This is a genomic window from Staphylococcus casei, assembly GCF_030294405.1.
Taxonomy (GTDB): Bacteria; Bacillota; Bacilli; order Staphylococcales; family Staphylococcaceae; genus Staphylococcus; species Staphylococcus succinus.
Map to the genome: position 1 here is coordinate 2496585 of NZ_CP125718.1, position 21699 is coordinate 2518283.

13 protein-coding genes and 1 tRNA gene are annotated in these 21699 nt (G+C 35.1%); 5 read left to right on the plus strand and 9 right to left on the minus strand.

Features of this window, described 5'->3' with window-relative positions; all coding sequences use genetic code 11:
- Window positions 1–36: 36 nt before the first annotated feature.
- The 4 genes from treP to gltB all read right to left on the minus strand — a co-directional run bounded on the left by treP (window position 37) and on the right by gltB (window position 7861).
- A complete protein-coding gene (treP, locus tag QMO72_RS12185; protein ID WP_103266394.1) occupies window positions 37–1464 on the minus strand; it encodes a PTS system trehalose-specific EIIBC component in 1428 nt (475 codons plus the stop codon).
- Between the two features lie 260 nt (window positions 1465–1724).
- Window positions 1725–1817: transfer RNA gene (locus tag QMO72_RS12190), tRNA-Ser, on the minus strand.
- A gap of 60 nt (window positions 1818–1877) precedes the next feature.
- A complete protein-coding gene (locus QMO72_RS12195) occupies window positions 1878–3341 on the minus strand; it encodes a glutamate synthase subunit beta (protein WP_103266395.1) in 1464 nt (487 codons plus the stop codon).
- Window positions 3342–3361: 20 nt separating this feature from the next.
- Window positions 3362–7861: a glutamate synthase large subunit gene (gene gltB, locus QMO72_RS12200; protein WP_103266396.1), complete on the minus strand. Its 4500-nt coding sequence runs from the start codon at window positions 7859–7861 to the stop codon at window positions 3362–3364.
- 140 nt (window positions 7862–8001) lie between these two features.
- On the opposite strand from gltB, the gene gltC reads away from it, so the two are divergent.
- From gltC to QMO72_RS12215, 3 genes are all read left to right on the plus strand, one after another.
- Entirely contained in the window at window positions 8002–8889 is an 888-nt protein-coding gene (gene gltC, locus QMO72_RS12205) for a glutamate biosynthesis transcriptional regulator GltC (protein ID WP_103266397.1), read from the plus strand.
- A 98-nt stretch (window positions 8890–8987) separates the two neighbouring features.
- Entirely contained in the window at window positions 8988–10100 is a 1113-nt protein-coding gene (locus QMO72_RS12210; protein WP_103266398.1) for a YibE/F family protein, read from the plus strand.
- Window positions 10097–10882 carry a YibE/F family protein gene (locus QMO72_RS12215; protein ID WP_103266399.1) on the plus strand — a complete coding sequence of 262 codons (786 nt, stop codon included), beginning with the start codon at window positions 10097–10099 and terminating at the stop codon, window positions 10880–10882. Before QMO72_RS12210 ends, QMO72_RS12215 begins: the two co-directional genes overlap by 4 nt.
- 167 nt (window positions 10883–11049) lie before the next feature.
- Here QMO72_RS12215 and QMO72_RS12220 read toward each other — a convergent pair whose 3' ends face one another.
- Together QMO72_RS12220 and QMO72_RS12225 are read right to left on the minus strand one after the other, a co-directional pair.
- Window positions 11050–12294, minus strand: a complete 1245-nt coding sequence (locus QMO72_RS12220; RefSeq protein WP_103266400.1) for an ammonium transporter — start codon at window positions 12292–12294, stop codon at window positions 11050–11052.
- Between the two features lie 109 nt (window positions 12295–12403).
- Window positions 12404–13270, minus strand: coding sequence for a GNAT family N-acetyltransferase (locus QMO72_RS12225; protein ID WP_103266401.1), 867 nt, complete (start codon window positions 13268–13270; stop codon window positions 12404–12406).
- A 197-nt stretch (window positions 13271–13467) separates the two neighbouring features.
- Between QMO72_RS12225 and QMO72_RS12230 the strand changes: the two genes are divergently transcribed.
- Complete coding sequence (locus QMO72_RS12230) at window positions 13468–13740, plus strand: hypothetical protein (RefSeq protein WP_103266402.1); 273 nt, start codon at window positions 13468–13470, stop codon at window positions 13738–13740.
- Between the two features lie 112 nt (window positions 13741–13852).
- Here the strand turns inward: QMO72_RS12230 and QMO72_RS12235 are convergent, their stop codons facing one another.
- Window positions 13853–14821: a LysM peptidoglycan-binding domain-containing protein gene (locus tag QMO72_RS12235; RefSeq protein WP_103266403.1), complete on the minus strand. Its 969-nt coding sequence runs from the start codon at window positions 14819–14821 to the stop codon at window positions 13853–13855.
- Window positions 14822–15349: 528 nt separating this feature from the next.
- Here QMO72_RS12235 and ilvD point away from each other — a divergent pair.
- The gene (gene ilvD / locus QMO72_RS12240) at window positions 15350–17050 is read left to right on the plus strand and encodes a dihydroxy-acid dehydratase (RefSeq protein ID WP_103266404.1); all 1701 of its coding nucleotides are present in this window, start codon (window positions 15350–15352) and stop codon (window positions 17048–17050) included.
- A gap of 537 nt (window positions 17051–17587) precedes the next feature.
- On the opposite strand, the gene lip is transcribed toward ilvD, so the two are convergent.
- Together lip and QMO72_RS12250 are read right to left on the minus strand one after the other, a co-directional pair.
- Window positions 17588–19885: a YSIRK-targeted triacylglycerol lipase gene (lip, locus tag QMO72_RS12245; protein WP_286093192.1), complete on the minus strand. Its 2298-nt coding sequence runs from the start codon at window positions 19883–19885 to the stop codon at window positions 17588–17590.
- Between the two features lie 354 nt (window positions 19886–20239).
- Window positions 20240–21568 carry a sodium-dependent transporter gene (locus tag QMO72_RS12250; RefSeq protein ID WP_103266405.1) on the minus strand — a complete coding sequence of 443 codons (1329 nt, stop codon included), beginning with the start codon at window positions 21566–21568 and terminating at the stop codon, window positions 20240–20242.
- Window positions 21569–21699 lie beyond the last annotated feature (131 nt).

Below are 21699 nucleotides of genomic sequence, written 5' to 3' on the forward strand. Positions count from 1 at the left end.
AATTTTAGCGAGTTTAATTGTAGTTATCTATATTATTTATTCTTTCACAAGCGTTTCTGTTTCTTCTTTACTAAATCGTGATAAGAATATTGTAAGAAGGAATGGCACAATGATACCAATTAAAATACAAATGCTATACACTACCCAATATTCTTTTTGAATCGAAATAATTGCTGGCACACCACCAACACCGACATTACCAAGTACACGACTCGCACCAATAATCGCACCTAAGATACATGATGTCGAGATAGCAGCTATAAATGGGTATTTCAATGGTAAATTAACACCAAACATCGCTGGTTCTGTGACCCCTAAAAACCCTGAAATACCTGAAGTCATCGCTAAACCTTGCGCTTTTCTCATTTTACGTTTTTTATAAACAAACCATGCACCAAAAGCTGCAGACCCTTGACAAATGTTAGAAATCGCAAGTATTGGCCATAAATAAGTTCCATCTAATTGACTACCCATGAGTTGAAAATCTACCGCTAAGAACATGTGGTGTAACCCTGTTATGACGAGCGGTGCATAGAGTAAACCATAAATCGCGCCGCCTAACCATCCAGCATGTTCAAATATAAACGTTACTCCATTCGTAATACCTGTACCGAGCCCTAAGGCTATTGGCCCTATAATAATAAAGGCTAAAAATCCTGTAATAAGTAATGCTACCGGTCCTACGACCAACATCTTAATTGAATCATGTACAAATTTGTTTAAACCTTTTTCAATTTGAGCTAGTACATATGAAGCTAATAATATAGGTAATACTTGCCCTTGATAGTTGAGCTGTTTAATTTCCAAACCTAAAATATTCCATGTCGGAATATGCCCTTTTGCTATGTCATATTGCGATACTAATTGAGGGTTCATCAGAATCAAACCAAGTACTAACCCCAATATTTGACTCCCATCAAATACTCGCATACTACTCCAACCGATTAATGCTGGCAGGAATATAAAGGCAGTACTCGCAATTACATTGATGATATTAGAAATATCACCCAACTGTGGAAATTGTTCTACTAATGGTTTCGGACCAAAAAGACCTTCCATAGTTAGTAAATTATTGATACCCATTAGTAAACCTGCTGTAACGATTGCGGGTAATATAGGTATGAAGATATCTCCCAATAATTTAATGAGTCTCTGAATAGGGTTTCCCTTTTTAGCAGCTACAGCTTTCGCATCCTCTTTAGACGCTTCACTCATTCCCGTCTCATCTATAAACTGTTTATAGACTTCATCTACCGTTCCAGGACCAATCACAATTTGATACTGGTTATCTGCTTTGAATTGACCTTTCACTAAATCGTTGTCAGCCAACCTTTCTTTATCTACCTTATCATCCTCTTTTAAAACCAACCTCAACCTCGTCACACAGTGCGTTGCAGTTTCTAAGTTATCCTTGCCCCCAATAGCTTCGACGATATCTTGTACATCTTTCTTTTTTACAGCCATGACGACCCACTCCCTTTTTTCTTTTAATGTTATTGAAATTATAACTTGTCTATACAAGTTTTGTAAAGGCTTATATTAAAGAGTGAGGATATTAATATGATCTGCCCAAGCTTTGGTAATACAATTTTTCGAGAACTTCGATGTTTTGGTCTTTTTTAAAGAGCGCGAACTATAAAAAAGACAATAAAAAAGGCAAGTAATCAATACACGATTGAATACTTGCCTACTCTATTTATATTAGTCTTGGTATTTAAAAATAATGGCGGAGGAAGAGGGATTCGAACCCCCGCGGGCCGTTAAGCCCCTGTCGGTTTTCAAGACCGATCCCTTCAGCCGGACTTGGGTATTCCTCCAAACGAACACAATATTTATAATATTATAGCTCGCTATAAAAGTCAATAATTTTTACTATGTTAAACAAGTGTTTTTTCTTTCAAGTATTGATCAACAGAATCTGCGACTGCTCTACCTTCTTGAATTGCCCATACAACAAGGCTTTGCCCTCTTCTAGCATCACCCGCCGCAAAAATGTGTGGCTGGTTCGTTCTGAAATCTTTATTGTCCGCTACAATTTTATTACGTTCAGTTTGAATATTAAAAGCATGCGGAACTGTCGTTTCAGTACCAATAAAACCGATAGATAATAACACTAAATCTGCTGGCCAATGACGTTCAGTACCATCAACCACAACCATACCTTCATCTGTCTCTTCAAGAATTTGAGTATAAACACCCTTAACGTTACCGATATGATCTACGTCGTAACGCATCGTTTGTACACCATAAGCACGTGGCTCAAAACCAAAACGTGATTTATATTCTTTATGTGCATAATCCATTTTGAATACTGGCATAGCAAGCGGCCAATACGTATTCTCATCAAATTCAATTTCTTCAGGTTGTTTTGTATATTTATTAAATTGAACGATGGACTTACAATTTTCTCGAAGTGCCGTCGCCACACAGTCAGCACCTGTATCACCAGCACCAATAACAATAACATTTTTACCTTCTGCTGAAATTGTTGGCTCACTAATTTCACCATTTAAAAGTTGTCCTTGTTCCGTTAGGTAATCCATCGCAAAATGAATACCAAATCCCATACGTCCTTCTAATGGTAGATCTCTGGCATTTTGTGAACCTGTACATAAGATGATTGCATCATGTTTTTCATCTAGTTCTTCATGACTTATATCAACACCAATTTCTGTATCTGTTACAAATGCTATACCAGATTGTTCCATTATACTGATTCGACGACGTACGACATCATTATCTAGTTTCATATTAGGAATACCATACATTAATAATCCACCTGGTTCATGCGCCCGTTCATATACTGTCACATTATACCCCAATTTATTCAATTCCTCTGCGGCAGTTAAACCAGCTGGACCGCTTCCTACGATGGCTACTGATTCAGCTTTACGTTCACTAGGAATTGTGGGTTGAACCCAACCATTTTCATAAGCTTCATCTATAATTGTTCTTTCAATACCTTTGATAGCAACAGATTCCCGATTGATTTTCATTACACATGATTGTTCACAGGGTGCTGGACAAACGCGCCCCGTAAATTCTGGGAAGTTGTTTGTTTCACTTAAACGTTCATATGCCGTTTTAAAATCTTGTCTATATACGAGCTCGTTCCATTCTGGAATATAATTCCCTATAGGACAACCTATGGTTTCTCTACCAAATGGTTCACCTGTTTGGCAAAACGGTGTGCCACAATCCATACAACGCGCACCTTGTTGCGCTGCTTCGTCATTAGTAAATCTTTGTTGGAACGCCTCATGGTTATTTAAGCGTTCAACTAATGATAATTCATGTAGTTGTTGTTTGTCATAATTCATAAATCCTTTGAATTCACCCATGACAAATCCCCCCTCTATGTTTAATATACAGCAGTCAGTTGTTGTTCTGGTTCTATATGCGTACGCTTATCATTAAATGCATTTAATAATGCTTCATCTAATTCGCTTGACTCACGTTTTTGTAAATCTATTTTTTGCATCATAAGTTTGTAATCTTTTGGTATAACTTTTACGACTTTATTAGCCACATGTTCAAAATCTGCTAATATCGCTTTAGCTTTTGTGCTATCTGTATATTTCACATGCTCTTCTAACATTTCTTTGAGTACAGCACGTTCTTCATCAACTGTAATCGCCTCAAAATCCAATGTATCAAGGCTATTATCTACTTTAAATTGTGCAATGTCTGAAGGGAAGATATAACTTACGCCACCACTCATGCCTTGGCCAAAGTTCTTACCTACATCGCCTAGTACAACGATACGTCCTCCAGTCATATATTCAAGCCCATGATCTCCAATGCCTTCAACTACTGCGTGGACACCACTATTACGAATACAGAAACGTTCTCCTGCTTTACCATTAATAAACGCTTTACCATGTGAAGCTCCATAGAAACAAACGTTACCAGCAATAATTTCACGCTCACGTTGTTTATTTGGCGCATTTACAATAACTTTACCGCCAGATAAGCCTTTACCAACGTAGTCATTTGCATCGCCTGTATGATGAATCGTTAATCCACTTGGCGTATATGCTGCCAAACTTTGTCCAGCATGGCCCATCGTTTTAGCATAAATTGTATCTTCAGGTAAGCCTTCTCGACCGTGCACACGCGTAATGGCACTACCTGTAATTACGCCTACATCTCGTTGTTCATTATTTAAACGGTATTCACCTGTAAATGACTTACCTTGTTCAATAGCAGATTGCGCTTCAGGATAAAATGCTGTAAGGTCAAAACCAATATCTAAATGATGATTTTGCTCAATTTTTTTGAAGCGGTCACCTTCATGTTGATATAATAATGCTTCGACATCCATTGAAGCGGCTTTCGGACGACGCGAAGCCAAGTTTGTCGTACGTTGCAATAAGTCTGTCCTACCTATTAATTCATCAACAGATTTCAATCCTAATTCAGCTAATATTTCTCTAAGTTCTTCAGCAACAAAGTGCATAAAGTTAACGACATGATCCGCTCTACCTCTATATAATGCACGTAGGTCTTGGTTTTGTGTCGCAATACCTACTGGGCAAGTATCTTTATGACAAACACGCATCATGATACAACCTAAAACCACTAATGGGGCAGTCGCAAAACCAAATTCTTCAGCCCCTAAAGCACAAGCATAGGCAACATCTTTACCTGTAAGTAATTTACCATCAGTTTCAACTTTAACTCTTGATCTCAAATCATTTAACATTAATGTTTGATGCGTTTCAGCTAAACCAATTTCCCAAGGTACGCCTGCATGTTGAATACTTGTTTTCGGTGAAGCACCTGTTCCGCCATCATAACCACTGATAACAATCTTATCTGCATATGCTTTAGCAACTCCAGCTGCAATCGTACCGACACCTGTTTTAGAAACAAGCTTCACCGTAATATTTGCATCTTTATTAGCATTTTTTAAATCATGAATTAATTGAGCTAAATCTTCAATAGAATAAATATCATGATGTGGCGGTGGCGAAATCAATCCAATACCTGGTGTGGAGCCCCTCACTTCTGCAATCCATGGATACACTTTCGTACCTGGTAGTTGTCCCCCTTCACCCGGTTTAGCACCTTGTGCAACTTTAATTTGAATTTCTTTTGCATGTTGCAAGTAATCACTTGTTACACCAAAACGACCTGATGCCACCTGTTTAATCGCACTTGAATGATTCCGCCCTTCTTCGTCGATAGTAAAACGTTCAGGGTTTTCACCACCTTCACCACTATTACTCTTACCACCCATTCTATTCATAGCTTCTGCAAGTGTCTGATGTGCTTCTTCAGAAATAGAACCATAACTCATTGCACCTGTATTAAATCGTTGAACAATTGCACTCGCTGGTTCAACTTCACTGATATCAATCGCTTCACGTTTCTTAAACTCCATGAGGTGTCGAATGTGATCCGTACGTTTATGATTTACTTCTGTTGAAAATTGCTTGAATTTTGCATAGTCATTCGCACGACAAGCATGCTGTAACAAATGAATCGATGTCGGATTAAAGGCATGATGTTGACCTTGTTGACGCCATTGGAATGTACTACCTGACTCTAAATATTCACTTTTAGGCGTTTGTCTTCCTTTATTCTCTTTATCAATCATATCTATAGATATACCTGACAATTTTGACTGTGTACCTGTGAAATATTTTTCAACAACTTCATCTGAAAGACCAATTGCTTCAAATATTTGTGCTCCTTGATAACTTTGCACAGTAGAGATACCCATTTTAGCCATGACTTTAATGACACCTTCTGACAATGTATCTGTATAGGTTTGAACATTTTCATAAACATCCCCATCTATACGCCCATCTAACACTAATTGTTCAATCGTACGTTGTGCTAAATAAGGTACTACAGCGTTCGCGCCATATCCTAGTAAACATGCCACATGATGCACTTCTCTCGTTTCACCTGATAAAGCGACAATACTCGTACGCATACGTAAATCTTCTCTAATTAACAACTGATGGATATGACTCACTGCAAGCAAAATCGGCATTGCATAGCCATCTTCAGTAGCTAGCATACGATCATTTAGCACCAATATTTCATTACCTTCTTTTACAGCACGAATCGCTTGATCACCCAATGCTTCTAATGCAACTTCTAAATCATCTTTATATAAAGTTGAAAGATGCTTCACACTAAACCTACTATTTTCAATAGCATCTAGTTGTCCTTCAGTGATGACAGGGCGTTTTAGTTGAATTCTATTCAACACATCTTCGTTTGGATTTAATAAATTACCTTCGCTACCAAGATAAGTCAATTCACTCGTAACAATCTTCTCACGATACGCATCGATAGGCGGATTAGTTACTTGCGCAAATAATTGCTTAAAGTAATTGAATAGTGTTTCATCTTTTTCATTCAAAACTGCTACAGGCACATCATAACCCATGGCACCTATTGGATCTTTCTTACTCTCTACCAACTCTGTCATATATTTGTCCATTTCTTCTCTAGTATAGACAAATTGTTTTTGTAGACGTTCAAGTGTAGATTCATCCCATTTCGATGGTTGATAAGTAACATGATCTAAGTCTAAATCGACTGTAAATTGTTTTAACCAACTTTCATATGGAAGTTCATCTGCAATACGTGCTTTCAATTCATTATTTTCAATGACTTTATTCGCTTTAAAATCAACCAATAATAATTTACCAGGATTCAATTGTCCTTTATAGGCCACATTTTCCTCTGGTACATCAATGACGCCTACCTCTGATGAAAAAACAATATAATTATCATTAGTTATCGTATAACGTCCCGGTCTTAAACCGTTTCTGTCAGTTAACGCACCGATTTTGTCTCCATTACAGAACGAAATCATTGTTGGCCCATCCCAAGGTTCCATAAGATAACTATAGAATTCGTAAAAAGCACGGACGTTCGCATCATTCGCTTTGTTGTATAACCATGGTTCAGGAATCATTAACATAGCTGCTCTTTCTGGTTCCATCGCTAAAGATAAAAATTCCAAAGCATTATCAACAATTGCGGAATCACTTCCGTCTTCATCGACAACCTCTTTCACTTTATCTTTATCATCACCAAAAATAGTTTCAATAAGTTCTGCTTGGCGTGCTCTCATCCAATTCACATTACCTTTAATTGTATTGATTTCACCATTGTGCATTAACAGTCTATTGGGATGCGCACGTTTCCAACTCGGGAATGTATTTGTACTAAAACGAGAATGTACAAGTCCTAATTTAGATACATACGTTTCATGATTCAAATCTTTATATAGTGCTTTGATTTGATCAGAACGTAACCACCCTTTATAAACAATCGTTCTATTAGATAAACTTGTAAAATATAAATCTAAATGTTGTTGATTTGCATAGTTTTCTATTTGTTTACGCGCTAAAAATAACTTGCGCTCTATATGTGAAACATCGTTTAATGCAACGAATACTTGTTGAATATGAGGCATTGTTTCAGCAACATGCGCAGCAATTGCATTGACATCTACGGGTACATCTCTATAACCAATAACAGTTAATCCTTCAACTTCAAAATGCGCATTAAATTGGGCTTCATGTTGAGAACCCGCAATTTTCTCATTTGTAAAAAACATTCCAACTGCATATTGACCTTCTTCTGGTAAATCCCAATCAGTTTGTTCAGCAAAATATGCATAAGGTACTTCTGTCATAATACCTGCACCATCACCGGTAATACCGTCTGCACCAATACCACCACGGTGATCTAATCTACGTAACATTTCTAATGATTTTTCAACTATATCATGATTTCTTTGATTATCCATATTGGCATAAAATCCAATACCACATGCATCATGTTCTTCACGACTATCATATAAGCCCAATTTTTTATTATATTCGAGCATGATGTTCACCTCTTTTAAGAAAATTCTGAATATTAAATAAGTAAGTAAACTATATAGCAGTTAATTAATCTGTTCAATATATAAAATAGATGATATCATTCTAATTATTAGAACGATTGTAATATTAGGAGGGTGAATCATTGGAAATTAAACAATTAAAGTATTTTATAGAAGTTGCCAAAAGAGAACATTTATCTGAAGCAGCACTTGAATTGGATATTGCACAATCTGCAATCAGTCGCCAAATTACACAATTGGAAAAAGAGTTACAAGTTACTTTATTCAAACGCGAAGGGAGAAATATTTATCTTACCGAGGAAGGAAAGCAATTATTTTCAGAAGCTACTAAAATCATCGAACAACTAGATGAAACAATTCGTTTATTCCACAACCAGTCAGAGTCGAATCACTTTGTAATTCATATTGGTTATGTTGAAAGTTATATCTCTCAAGTTCTCACCTTACTCATTCAATCATTCGAAAACGAAAGTAATTCTATAGTTGAACCTATTCTAATGGAAGAAAGCGAAATTTTAAACGCATTACTAACTGATCAAATCGATATCGCCTTTACAGAATTATCACATGAAATTAAACAAAATCACACATTAAAAGTAAATCCATTATTTGAAGAAAATTATCATATTTATGCACCAAAAGATGACCCTATCACAATGGCTACCAATCCGCCATTAGCTCAATTTTCAAATACATTGATTTATGAACTTTATACTTTACCTCAAAGTATGAAACAGATATTAGGTAAAGTAATTGAATCACCAATCCGTACAGTCACGCATCCTCAATTAGCTCAATATTTATTAAATCATCAACGCGCCTATATTATCACCGCTTCTTATCATTTATTAGATAAAAATCCCGGAAAATGGGTAGATATTTCACTAGAACATACAGAACTCAAACGTACAATTTGTAGTGTTACGCGTATCGATAATAAAAAACATGATATACAACTTATGAATGCAACCATTGATCAATTACTTAGTCGAAGTGCAACATATCATTAACTTATTATTAAACGCAGTGAACATATAAATCTTTGAATTCACTATATTAGGGGCGTATAATCACATTGTCTATAAAGAGAGAGGATTGAAATAAGACAATGGCAGTGAAACCAACATTCAACCGCCCATTTAATTGGGTCATCTTATTATTTTGTATTATCTTTGTAGGTTTATTTATTTTCACATTTGTGAATGAAAAATTTTATCAAACACCAATCGGCCAAATTACACATATTGAAAATAAATCAACTTCCCAAATTACAGATGAACATCATAATAAAGATATTAAGCATAAGGAAACTTTAAAAATCAAAATTTTAAACGGTAAATTCGAGGGAAAAACGGCAACGATTCAACATGATTATGTAGAATCCCAAGCCGATAGCGAAGCATTTTCAAAAAATAACAAAGTGCTCTTACATATTGATAAACATCCAGATGATGCGTACCTTACAGAGAAAAAACGTGACAGTCTTGTGGTCGCTGTGACCGGCTTATTTTTATTAACTGTATTGCTCGTTGGTAGAAAAATCGGTTTACAATCTATTTTATCTTTAATTATTAATACTATCGTTGTTGTATTAGCAATCTATATTCACAACCAATCCCCTACAGTTAGTTTGTTTGCTTTAATGAGTGTAGGTATTGTTATTTCTACGACATTAACGCTATTATTAGTCACCGGTTGGCAATGGCGAACACTCATCACGATTATCAGTACCTTACTCGGAACTTTTCTTTGTATTGGACTTACGCAACTAGTTATTCAACTGACAGGCGGCCAAGGCTTAAAATTTGAAACAATGACTTTCTTAACATTACCACCTAAAGAAGTGTTCCTTGCTTCTGTGATGATTGGTTCACTTGGTGCTGTTATGGATGTTGCTATTACGATTGCAAGTGGTATGAATGAAATATTACGGCGTACACCTAACATCAGCATGGCCATATGGGCATTAGCTGGGCGTAATATTGGTCAAGATATTATGGGGACAATGACCAATATTTTACTCTTCTCATATCTATCAGGAAGTTTACCAATGATACTCCTATATTTAAAAAATGAAAATACCATTACGTACACCATTTCCATGAATTGGTCATTAGAAATTTCCCGGGCAATCACCGGTGGTATAGGTATCGTCTTAACCATTCCTATCACAATTTTATTAATGCAATTATGGTTTAAATTGAGAGGTGTCAGACAATGAGTGCAATAACAATTTTAGCTATCCTACTCTTCATTTTAATGATTGTTTTTGGTGGTAAAAAAGGATTGATTTCTTATTTGACGCTATTCTTAAATTTCGTCATCTTACTCATCGCCATTGTTGTCATTATATTCGGCGCTCCTATTTACATTGTGACAATCATTTTTTGTATCGTCATTGCGTCGTGTAACCTATTTGTATTAAATAGTTATAATACTAAGACTAAAGCAGCGTTTTACGCTACTATATTAACTACGATAATTCTGATTGCTGCCATCTATCTTTCTGTTGCAATCGGGCATTTACAAGGTTTCACTACCGAGCAACAAGACGAGACCTATATCTTTTCCATGAACATTGGTATAGATATGGTGAAATTTATGATCTTCACTGTAGTTTTGGCAGTAATAGCAGTGGTTATTGATTTAGCAATCACAATCAGTTCTCCAATGTATGAATTAAGTGAAGCCAATCCAAATTTAAGCCAAAAAGATTTATTTCATTCAGGTATGAGCGTAGGCAGAGAAATTTTAGCGACATCAGCAAATACGATTTACCTTGCATATTTCGGAGGTCAATTAACTTTGTTTTTCTGGTTCTTTAAGTTAAATTATTCATTTGGTCACATCATTAATTCTAAGATTTTTGTGCAAGAGTTCATTTCTATCTTATTAGGTGGTATCGCTGTTGCCATCAGTATCCCAATAACAGCTTGGTTATCTTCAGTTTTAATTAAAAATGAAAAGCCCATAGATAAAAAATCAGAGCATACAATAGATTAATAAATGACCACCAACACTATCATTTCACAATAGCGTTGGTGGTGCTTTTAATTTAAAAGTAGTTCACTTCATTATTATTAATGTTTAATAGCAAACTTTAAACAAAGGTATTGTCCCTATAAATACTAACTTTTGATTATTAAATACTATTATTTAGATAACTATTATCACGGACGTCTATTAAATTTATTTAATTCTCCACTAAAATATGCACGTTCACCATGTACCACATAATCCAAACCATGTTCTTCTTCTTTTTTATTTGTGCCTAGTGCACTAAATAATCCAATGACTCTCGCAATAATGTAAGTCAACACACCGCTAAAAATGATTGTGACGACCACAGCAATGATTTGTACTGTGATTGTTTGTATGCCGCCTCCAAAGATCAAACCATTTGTAACTCCTTCATTCACTTTATGTGATTGGAAAACGCCTGTTAAAATTGCACCTACAACGCCTCCAATGCCATGTATACCAAACGCATCTAACGCATCATTATATTTCAACTTTACTTTGATATAATTGATTGCAAAATAACAGCAAACACCACCTATAAGTGCAATAATTATCGCACTCATATAGCCAACGAAACCAGCTGCTGGCGTAATTGCAACTAATCCAGCCAACACGCCTGATAACATCCCAATCAAACTCGTCGTCTTTTTCATTAAATGCTCCATCACTGACCAACCTAATGCACCCGCACTTGCTGCTAAGACTGTATTTACAAATGACGTCATTGCAATACCATCAAATGTCAACGCACTACCAACATTAAAACCATACCAACCTACCCAGACGAGTATAGCGCCAATAAGCGTAATGATCAGATTATGCGGTGGACGTTTATCAAAATTCTTTCCAGCTCCAATCATAATTGCTAGCACTAAGCCAGACACACCTGAAGTAATATGTACGACTGTACCTCCAGCGTAATCAATTGCGCCTAACTGATCAATCCAACCACCGCCCCAAACCCAATGAGCTACTGGACTATATACAAGAATCACCCAAAAAAATACAAATACCAAATATGGTATGAATTTCATTTTTTCAGCAATCGAACCCGACAATATAGAAACTGCAATTGTACAAAACATTAATTGAAATAACATAAATAAAGCTAAAGGTATATTTGGAGAAATATCTGCTTGAGTACCGAAGCCAACATGTTGCAGGCCTAAATATGTAAAATCACCTAAAAATGTATTTCCAGACCCAAAGCTAAGACTAAACCCCAAAATTGCCCAAGCAAATGTCACCACTACGATTGCAGACATACTCTGCATAACCGTATTTAAAACATTTTTCGATTGTACGAGTCCACCATAGAATAAACTTAATCCAGGCGTCATCAACCAAACGAGTAGTGTACATAAAAATAGAAATAGCGTATCATTCATATTCAATTCTCTCACCCCTTTGAAAAAATCATACGATGCCTCAATTAAAATAGCAAAAACACGTCATGTAAAATAACACTATGTGTTAACTTTCATGACGTGTTGTTCGATTGTTTTATATTCTATAACGCATAATATACACTGGTCGATCTGCTAATAAACCTTCTCCTACACACTCATACTGACAATGTTTATACAACCGTTGTGCCTTTTCATTATCATTATTTACTGTGAGATAGATCTCATTTATGTTTGGAAAATATTGCTTTACATATTGTGGTAATTGTTGAATAACTTGCTTTCCATATCCTTGACCTCGAAAATCAACACTTATACTAAATGACCTGAAAAATATCGCATTTGGATTAGCAGTGTAAGGCTCTATACCTTGCCCTTCGTGCAAAGTAAAGAATCCAATACATTGTCGTTGCTGGTTATATATTAAAATCGGATGTCTATCTAAATCCGCTTTTGCAAGTTCGATATTTTCTTGAGGCGTTTTAGTGAATTGAAGGTCTAACTCTGCAATATTAATCCCTAGAACATCATCAAAAAGCGATTCATCATAGGGTTCAAATTCAAGGCTATCTTCTAATTTACAGTTAAAATCGTTATCTAACCACGTTAGAACGGCTGGTGCTATTATTTCACGATCTGTTTTATGAATCCATTTTAAATCTGTAATCTCTTGGGCAGGTTCTACGTTGGACCAATCTATTTTTTCTGTTGTATAAAAACAGTTAAGTTCAGTCTTTGTATTTTTTTGAGGATAGGCATCGCCAACCACAGTTGTAATATAATGTAAGCTTGTTTCTGGTATATTAATTTGCAGTTCTTCTTTTAACTCTCTATGTAAAGCTTGTTTATGTGTTTCACCCTCGTCTATTTTGCCACCCGGAAAGTAATACTTTTGCCGATGTCTCGCTTGTACAAGCAATATTTGCTCTTTTTCTTTCACTACTAAACAAACACATTTAATCATGCTTGATTCACCTCACACGTATCAATAATTTCAGCTCACGAATTGAGCATACTATTTTTTACATTCATAACTTTATGGTATCATATTTTATTATTCAATCTCATCTTTGCGTGCAATACAAACATAGATTTAACTACATCTCCCTAAATAAATGCTATAATATTGTACAATACACTTAATATGGAGGATCTAAAGTAATGGCTAAAAAATCGAAACTCAATCGTGTTTCTAACACTATTAACTTTGTAGGTATAGCAGTAGAAGGATTTAATTGGTATGCTTATCAATCTAAAAATAAGAAATTAATGTATGCAAGCATGACTATATCAAGTGTGGGCGCTATACTTGATTTTTATACTACATTGAAATCACCGCGTAAATTCGCTAAAATTTTCTCAACATTTACATTAGCAAGTACGTTATATACAACGGCTAAACGAGTGAAATCTTTGCGCAGCCAATCTAAATAGACGTTCAAATGATTTAGTAAGCACTGTCAAACCTTCTGATATATAATAAAAAACGTATAGGGTACATCGATTCTTCAATGTATCCTATACGTTTTTTTATCTATAAAATGAATTAATGAATATATTTATATGAACTTACTTGTGATGCTGGTATTGTTCTCGTTGTAGCAATACCTGGAGAAGCGCTATAGTTCATCTCAGAAACTGTAATACTACCATTTGAGTTAACAGATTCTACGAAAGCTACATGGCCATAATATCCTGCGTCTGATTGCAATATAGATCCAACCGTCGCTCTATGGTCTACAGTATAACCGTCTGCTGCTGATGCAGTATCCCAGTTATTAGCATTCCACCAATATGTGCTAATCCCTTTACCAATTTGTGCACGTTTGTTAAATACATGCCACGTACATTGTCCCCAATCATACAAATTAGAATGATTAAATTTCGGCGTATAATATCCTGATGAACTTGAAGTACCTGAACCACTCGTTGAAGTCGAACCCGATACTTTTAACTTTTGTCCAGGATATATATTGAAGCTTGTTAAATGATTTAAGCTCATGATTTTTTGATATGTCGTTCCATATTTAGCTGCAATCGCTGATAAAGAATCGCCTGATTGTACTGTATAAGTCGTTGTACTACCACTACTTGTGTTGCTTGAACTACTTGTCGAAGTTGTACCTGACACTTTTAACTTTTGTCCAGGATATATATTAAAGCTTGTTAAATGATTTAAACTCATAATCTTTTCATAACTTGTTCCATATTTAGCGGCAATACCAGATAAAGTATCACCTGATTGTACTGTATATGTAGAAGTTGATGACGTAGTAGAAGTTGTATTAGAACTCGCTGTCCCAGATACCTTCAATGACTGATTTGGAAAAATCACATTAGATGTCAAATGATTTAATGATTTTAATTTAGCTACTGAAATATTAAATTTATTCGCTATTGACCAAAGTGAATCGCCACTTTTAACTTTGTATGTTGAAGCAGCTTCTGCATTCGTTGAAGTAGCAGCTGCCAACGCACTCGTCCCTATTACAGTTGCAATTATTTTTTTACGCAATTATGTAAACCTCCCAAAATTGTATTGTACGCTATGTACATATGATCACCACCCCATTATACATCTTAAAGCCTCAATTTAGTATATTATTTATATGACATTATTATTACAATGGTAAGCAATTCCATAACACGTCAGATAATATGTTTCTCTTTCTCCTTATATACTCTATATTAGATATGATTTCCAGTTCAATTCCCTTTAACCCATGCGCTATAATGCACACTATATAGCATCATATTCCACTTTTCATTTTAATTATCGTTAGGTGTAGCATAGAACAATCAATATTTAGCATTGACATGTGACCGATATGTCTATACTGTGGGTACCGATATGGTATTGAAATTATTTTGATATTTTACGTCTGAAATTGAATTTTTAATGAATAGCAATAGCTATAGAAACGTACTCCAACACAGACGACTAATATCGCACATCATTTTTACACATTTCCATAATATTTGTAGTTTTTAAATTATCAGATTATTCTAACAATAATTAATTCGCATTACTGGAGGTAATCATTTGACTAAAGAAATAGAAAATAACGAAGATCATCAAGACTTGCGTATCCGAAGTAAAGTTATTAGCGAAGGTGTGAGCCGTACACCAAATCGCGCTTATTTACGTGCACTTGGTTTTGAAGATGAAGATTTCAAGAAACCAATGATTGGAATCGCTAGTACCTGGAGCGAAGTTACACCATGTAATATGCATATCGATGGTTTGGCACGTGCTTCTAAGCAAGGTGTGAGTGAAGCAGGCGCCTCACCATTGATTTTTAATACAATAACTGTTTCAGATGGTATTTCAATGGGAACTGATGGGATGCGCTTTTCCTTACCTAGTCGTGAAATTATTGCCGACTCTATAGAAACTGTTGTCAGCGCAGAAAACCTTGATGCAATCGTAGCTATCGGAGGTTGTGATAAAAATATGCCTGGTTGTATGATTGGTATCGCGCGTCTAAATTTACCTGCTGTATTTGTTTATGGAGGCACGATATTACCCGGTAATTTAGATGGCAAAGATCTCGATGCCGTATCCGCGTTTGAAGGGGTCGGACAGTATAATAATGGAGAAATTGACGATGAAGCATTGCACAAAGTAGAATGTGCTGCTTGCCCAGGTGCTGGTGCATGTGGAGGCATGTTCACTGCCAATACGATGTCTTCGGCAATTGAAGCAATGGGTATGAGTCTACCTGGCAGTGCTTCTCATCCTGCTGTATCAGCTAATAAAGCTAAAGATAGTCGTGCTGCAGGTAAAGCAGTATACAAATTATTAGAACAAGGTATTTATCCAAAAGATATTATGACGAAAAATGCTTTTGAAAATGCAATTACAGTAGTTATGGCTTTAGGTGGTTCTACAAATGCGATTTTACATTTACTTGCCATTGCACACACTATAGAAGTTGACCTTACATTAGATGACTTCGAAAAAATTCGTAAGCGTGTCCCACATATCGCAGATTTACGACCAAGCGGTAAATACGTGATGGCACACCTTGATGAAGTAGGTGGCATACCAGCTGTAATGAAACTTTTACACGACAAAGGTTTACTTCATGGTGACTGTCTTACTGTGACAGGTAAAACTGTTGCTGAGAATCTAGAACATCAAGCAGACCTTACAGATAATAAAGAAATAATTAATTTTGATCAACCCAAACATGAAACAGGACCACTCGTAATTTTAAAAGGAAACCTTGCTCCCGAGGGTGCAGTCGCTAAAATTTCTGGGCTTAGTGTGACTTATATCAATGGGCCGGCACGTGTCTTTGACTCTGAATCTGCAGCAACAAAAGCGATTCTTAATAATCAAATCAAACCTGGTGATGTTGTAGTCATACGATATGCCGGTCCTAAAGGGGCACCTGGAATGCCAGAGATGCTTTCAGCCTCTTCAATTTTAGTTGGTAAAGGACTTGGGGAATCTGTGGCCTTACTTACCGATGGCCGTTTTTCAGGTGGTTCTCATGGTCTCGTAATTGGTCATGCAGCACCTGAGTCACAAGTTGGTGGTCCTATGGCTTTGTTGGAAGAAGATGATAAAATCACTATCGATGCCGACAATCTAGAAATTAGCTTCGATGTTTCTGATAAAGAGTTAGAACGTCGTCGTGCACAATGGCAATCCCCTCCTTTAAAAGCTACTAAAGGAACCCTTGCGAAATATGCAAAACTTGTTTCATCAGCTTCTAAAGGTGCTATCACTGATTAAATCAATCTATTATAATAATTAAATAATTTAAAAGCACAATCATAAAGACGCTTAGTATAGAGCTTATGATTGTGCTTTATTTATGTATTTAAAGACACTTAGGGATGCGCAATTGTTTTTAAAATTTATTTAAATTCATATAAGCATATTTTATTACTATTTAGGAATTACAAAACAAAATGACGCGCAATTATATTATTATATAGTTAACAAAACAAAGCGAGGTGAAAAATCATGTCATTTATCATCGACATCATCAAAAAAATCATCGGTTTATTCACAGGTAAATAATTCTTAACGCTTATACAAGCCCTCAATATTATAATATTGAGGGCTTGTTTGAATCCTATCGTCTAATTCAATTAACATATCATACATATAAATAAGCTTGGACAAGAACGTAAAAGCTGTCCAAGCTTATTTACTAATTATGAAAATAATGTTTTAAGTACGTTGAAAAACGAACCCATCAAATCAAAGAAATCACCAGTCATATTAAACCCTCATTTCCTATATATAATTCTAACTGAAGCATGATTATGCTTCGGTTGCTTCTACTTTCACTAAATCTTCAGCAATACCATGCCAAAATTGTTGTAGCTCTGCTTGTGTATGATTAGAATCGGTTGAGTCTTGTCCCACAAAGTCAACGTGATCCCAATTATGTCTGACAGGTGTAACTTGCCATACTCCTTTTTCGATTTCATCTGTAGCTTCTACAAAGGCTTGATTAGACGGGTGTTGTGCTGACACAACAGAAACAAGCCCATCATTTTCTCTCCATTCTTTTTCTGCTACTTTACCGATGACGTTACCGGTTACCGTAAATGGCAAGAACATATTAATATCAGATTTTTGTCTTCCTAATAAAGCAGGTCTCGTTGATTCTCCTGTATACGTTTTATAAACAATATTAGGATTCAATGATGTAGTTTGATTTAATTTTGTTGCACCTTCGCGTGTTAAATCATAAAAACCATTATCTTGCGTTTTCCATAAATTACTATTTTGAACTCTATTAACATAATTGATATAGGATTCATTCTCTCGTTGTTTAAGACCCCATTGTCCTAGTCCAAAATCAACTCTAGAATTTTTATTCCCTTTAAATTTGGCATAATCAAATGCTAATTGCCTTATGAAAGCCTCATTACCAAGTTGATCTGCAGCATGTGTGCCGTTATGTGGTGTACCTAATGTTGTCATGGAAGCAATCATGTTGTCATTGCCACCTTTAAATAATGGAGATATTTCGCCGCCATTCGCTTTTTGATACTCAATTTCTTCTTGGTTGCCATTTCGCAACAATTCTTCCATTTGTCTTATCGTTTGACCACCCATACTGTGACCTACTAAATGTATTTTTTGCCCTGGTTGCCAATTTTTATAGACGCCTTCATATGTCTTTCCGTAACGCTCATGCCCATATTTCTCAGCATGCGCTGCACCATAATCTACTGTTCCACCTTTAATATAATAATATAATTCAACTGCTCGATCATAGTTACTGCTCAATGCACCTATACTTGCTTCATATGCTTCATATCCATTATTTTCTAAATCTTGACGAATATTTAATTTATCTCCACCCCAGTAATGCGAGAGAATAGATGGATTAATATCATCTGTGAAACCATTAAATCCATGTACTAATATAATAGGATCTTGATTTTTATATTCTCCTTGCTTCGCTATTTTACTTGGTTGTTCAGTCATTGGCATGCTACTTTGCTGCGTTTGATTATTTGTGGTAGCTAATGCCCCTTCTTTCAACACAGTTACATTATCGTCTTTATCAGGTTCGTTCTTTTGGTTATCAAAGTTTATCTTTGCTCCATTTAATTTTTCAAGAGCTATAGCGTCATTCTCTCGATTTGTAGTAAGTATATTAGAATGATTACTTTGTACTGCTGTGAAGTCATTACGTTCTGTCATTTTGTTTTTATCTTGTTCATTATATGCTAGATCTATCTCTTCTTTCGTTGCTGTTTCTTTGTTTTTATCTTGTTCGTTATATGCTGGGTCTATCTCTTCTTTCGTTGCTGTTTCTTTGTTTTTATCTTGTTCGTTATATGCTGGGTCTATCTCTTCTTTCGTTGCTGTTTCTTTGTTTTTATCTTGCTCGTTATATGCTGAGTCTATCTCTTCTTTCGTTGCTGTTTCTTTGTTTTTATCTTGTTCGTTATATGCTGGGTCTATCTCTTCTTTCGTTGCTGTTTCTTTGTTTTTATCTTGTTCATTATATGCTGGGTCTATCTCTTCTTTCGTTGCTGTTTCTTTGTTTTTATCTTGTTCATTATATGCTGGATCTATCTCTTCTTTCGTTGCTGTTTCTTTGTTTTTATCTTGCTCGTTATATGCTGGATCTATCTCTTCTTTCGTTGCTGTTTCTTTGTTTTTATCTTGTTCGTTATATGCTGGGTCTATCTCTTCTTTCGTTGCTGTTTCTTTGTTTTTATCTTGTTCGTTATATGCTGAGTCTATAGTATCATCCACTTTTTGTGAATCAGATGCCATAGTTCCCCACGCTTTATGCAAGCTTGTTTCCGGTGAATTGTTTTGTCCATCATTCTCAACTTGAGTAGTACGCTCATTATTGGTTTGTGCTTTATCATTATTAACTGGTGTAGTTTGAATATTATTCACTTCAATTTTTTGTTCATCATTCCCCAACTGATTCCCAATTAATTGATGTTGTTTATTCATTCCCTGTGTATTCGTTCCTTCAGCGGCTTGTGCCATTCCTATATCTAAAAATAACAATGCGCCTATTAAAATTGAAGAAGCGCCAAAACTCATTTTACGAATACTATACTTATTCTGTCTATGATTCATTTCAAACACCTCTTAGTTTATAATATTTCAAACACAAATACATACCACCATATATTAGATAAATAAATTCACAATAAAGCGTGGTAATAATTCAAAAAACTTTCCAATAATAGCTTTCATAAAATTTCCCACCTCCATAAGAAAACGCTTACATAAACAGCGAAAATTTTTATCTATTAAAAAATCACTATGAATAAATCTGAAATCAGCATTTATCAATTGACTTTTTTAATAAATAATTTAATTGCATTGTACTAAATACAAATGTACGCGTCAACATTCATAAATAATATAATTATACGCAATAATAAAAAAATCTCGTACAAAATGCACGAGATTTTTTGCTATTAACTATTATATGAACTGAACGACGAAGATCAGCACTATAACTATTGGCAAAACAAACTTAATTAAATAATACCATGGCATAAATAACTTAAATTTATCTTTACCAAAATGCGCTTTCAAATCTTTTTTATTCAATAACTGCCCGACTACTAGCGTTGTACCTAAAGCACCCAAAGGCATTAATATATTTGAAACTAAAAAGTCCATATTATCAAAAATTGTACCAGCTCCAAAGTGTATACCACTCAAACTACTGAATGATAATGTCGCTGGTATACTAATCATAAATACTAGAACACTAGCACAAAATGCAACAGGTTTTCGTTTAGCATTATCATTCTTAGTGAAGTTCGACACATTTAACTCTAATAGTGAAATTGAAGATGTCAGTGCTGCAAACAAGAATAATATTAAAAAGATTAAATAAAAACCTGAACCGAACGCCATTTGATCAAATACTTTAGGCAATACTTTAAATAACAATCCTGGACCTTCTGTCGGTTTATAGCCAAAAGCAGCGATTGCTGGAAATATCGCTAAACCAGCTAAAATAGAAACTAATATATTCATAGCTACTATAGAAATGGCTGATGTCTTAATTGTCATTTCCTTAGAGGCATAACTGGCATAAGTAATCATACCCGTAGTACCTAATGATAAGGTGAAGAAAGATTGTCCTAATGCAAATAGTATACCTTGCATGGAAATATCTTCTAAACGAGGTTGTAATATATATTTTAGTCCCTCCATAGAACCATCAAGTGTGAGTGATTTAATAACTATGACAATTAAAAAGATGAATAGCAATGGCATCATAAATTTAGATGCTTTTTCTAATCCTTTTTCCACACCCATCATCACAATAATCATCGTTAATAATATAAAAATACCTTGCCCTACGATTGTTAAAAACGGATTGCCAATAATTGCTTCGAATTGTATGTTTCCTAATTTATCATCACTAAACGTTATCATTTGTAATGCTACATTAAATATATATATGATAATCCATCCACCAATAACACTGTAAAAACCAAATAGTACAAATACTGCTAAATTACCGTTCCAACCAATTATGTTGAGCCATTTTTTCTGTGTTAATTTTTCATATATTTTTGTTGTATAAGTCTTCCCCATTTTACCTACAGTAAATTCCATCATAAGTAAAGGTAAACCAACAAATATCGTAAATACTAAAAACATTAATAAAAATGCGCCACCACCATATATGCCTGCCATATATGGAAATTTCCACATAGCGCCTAGTCCTATTGCAGAGCCTGCACTTGCTAAAATAAAGCCGGTCGACGACTTCCATTGCGATTGTTTATTCATAACGTTACATCCTTTATATTTTGCAAAACTTTATTGCGTTAAAGCGTTTGTGTGAGATAGCATATACTATACCATTTTTCGCACTTGCACTCAATAGTAATTTCAAGATATGTGCTACAGCAATAAATTTT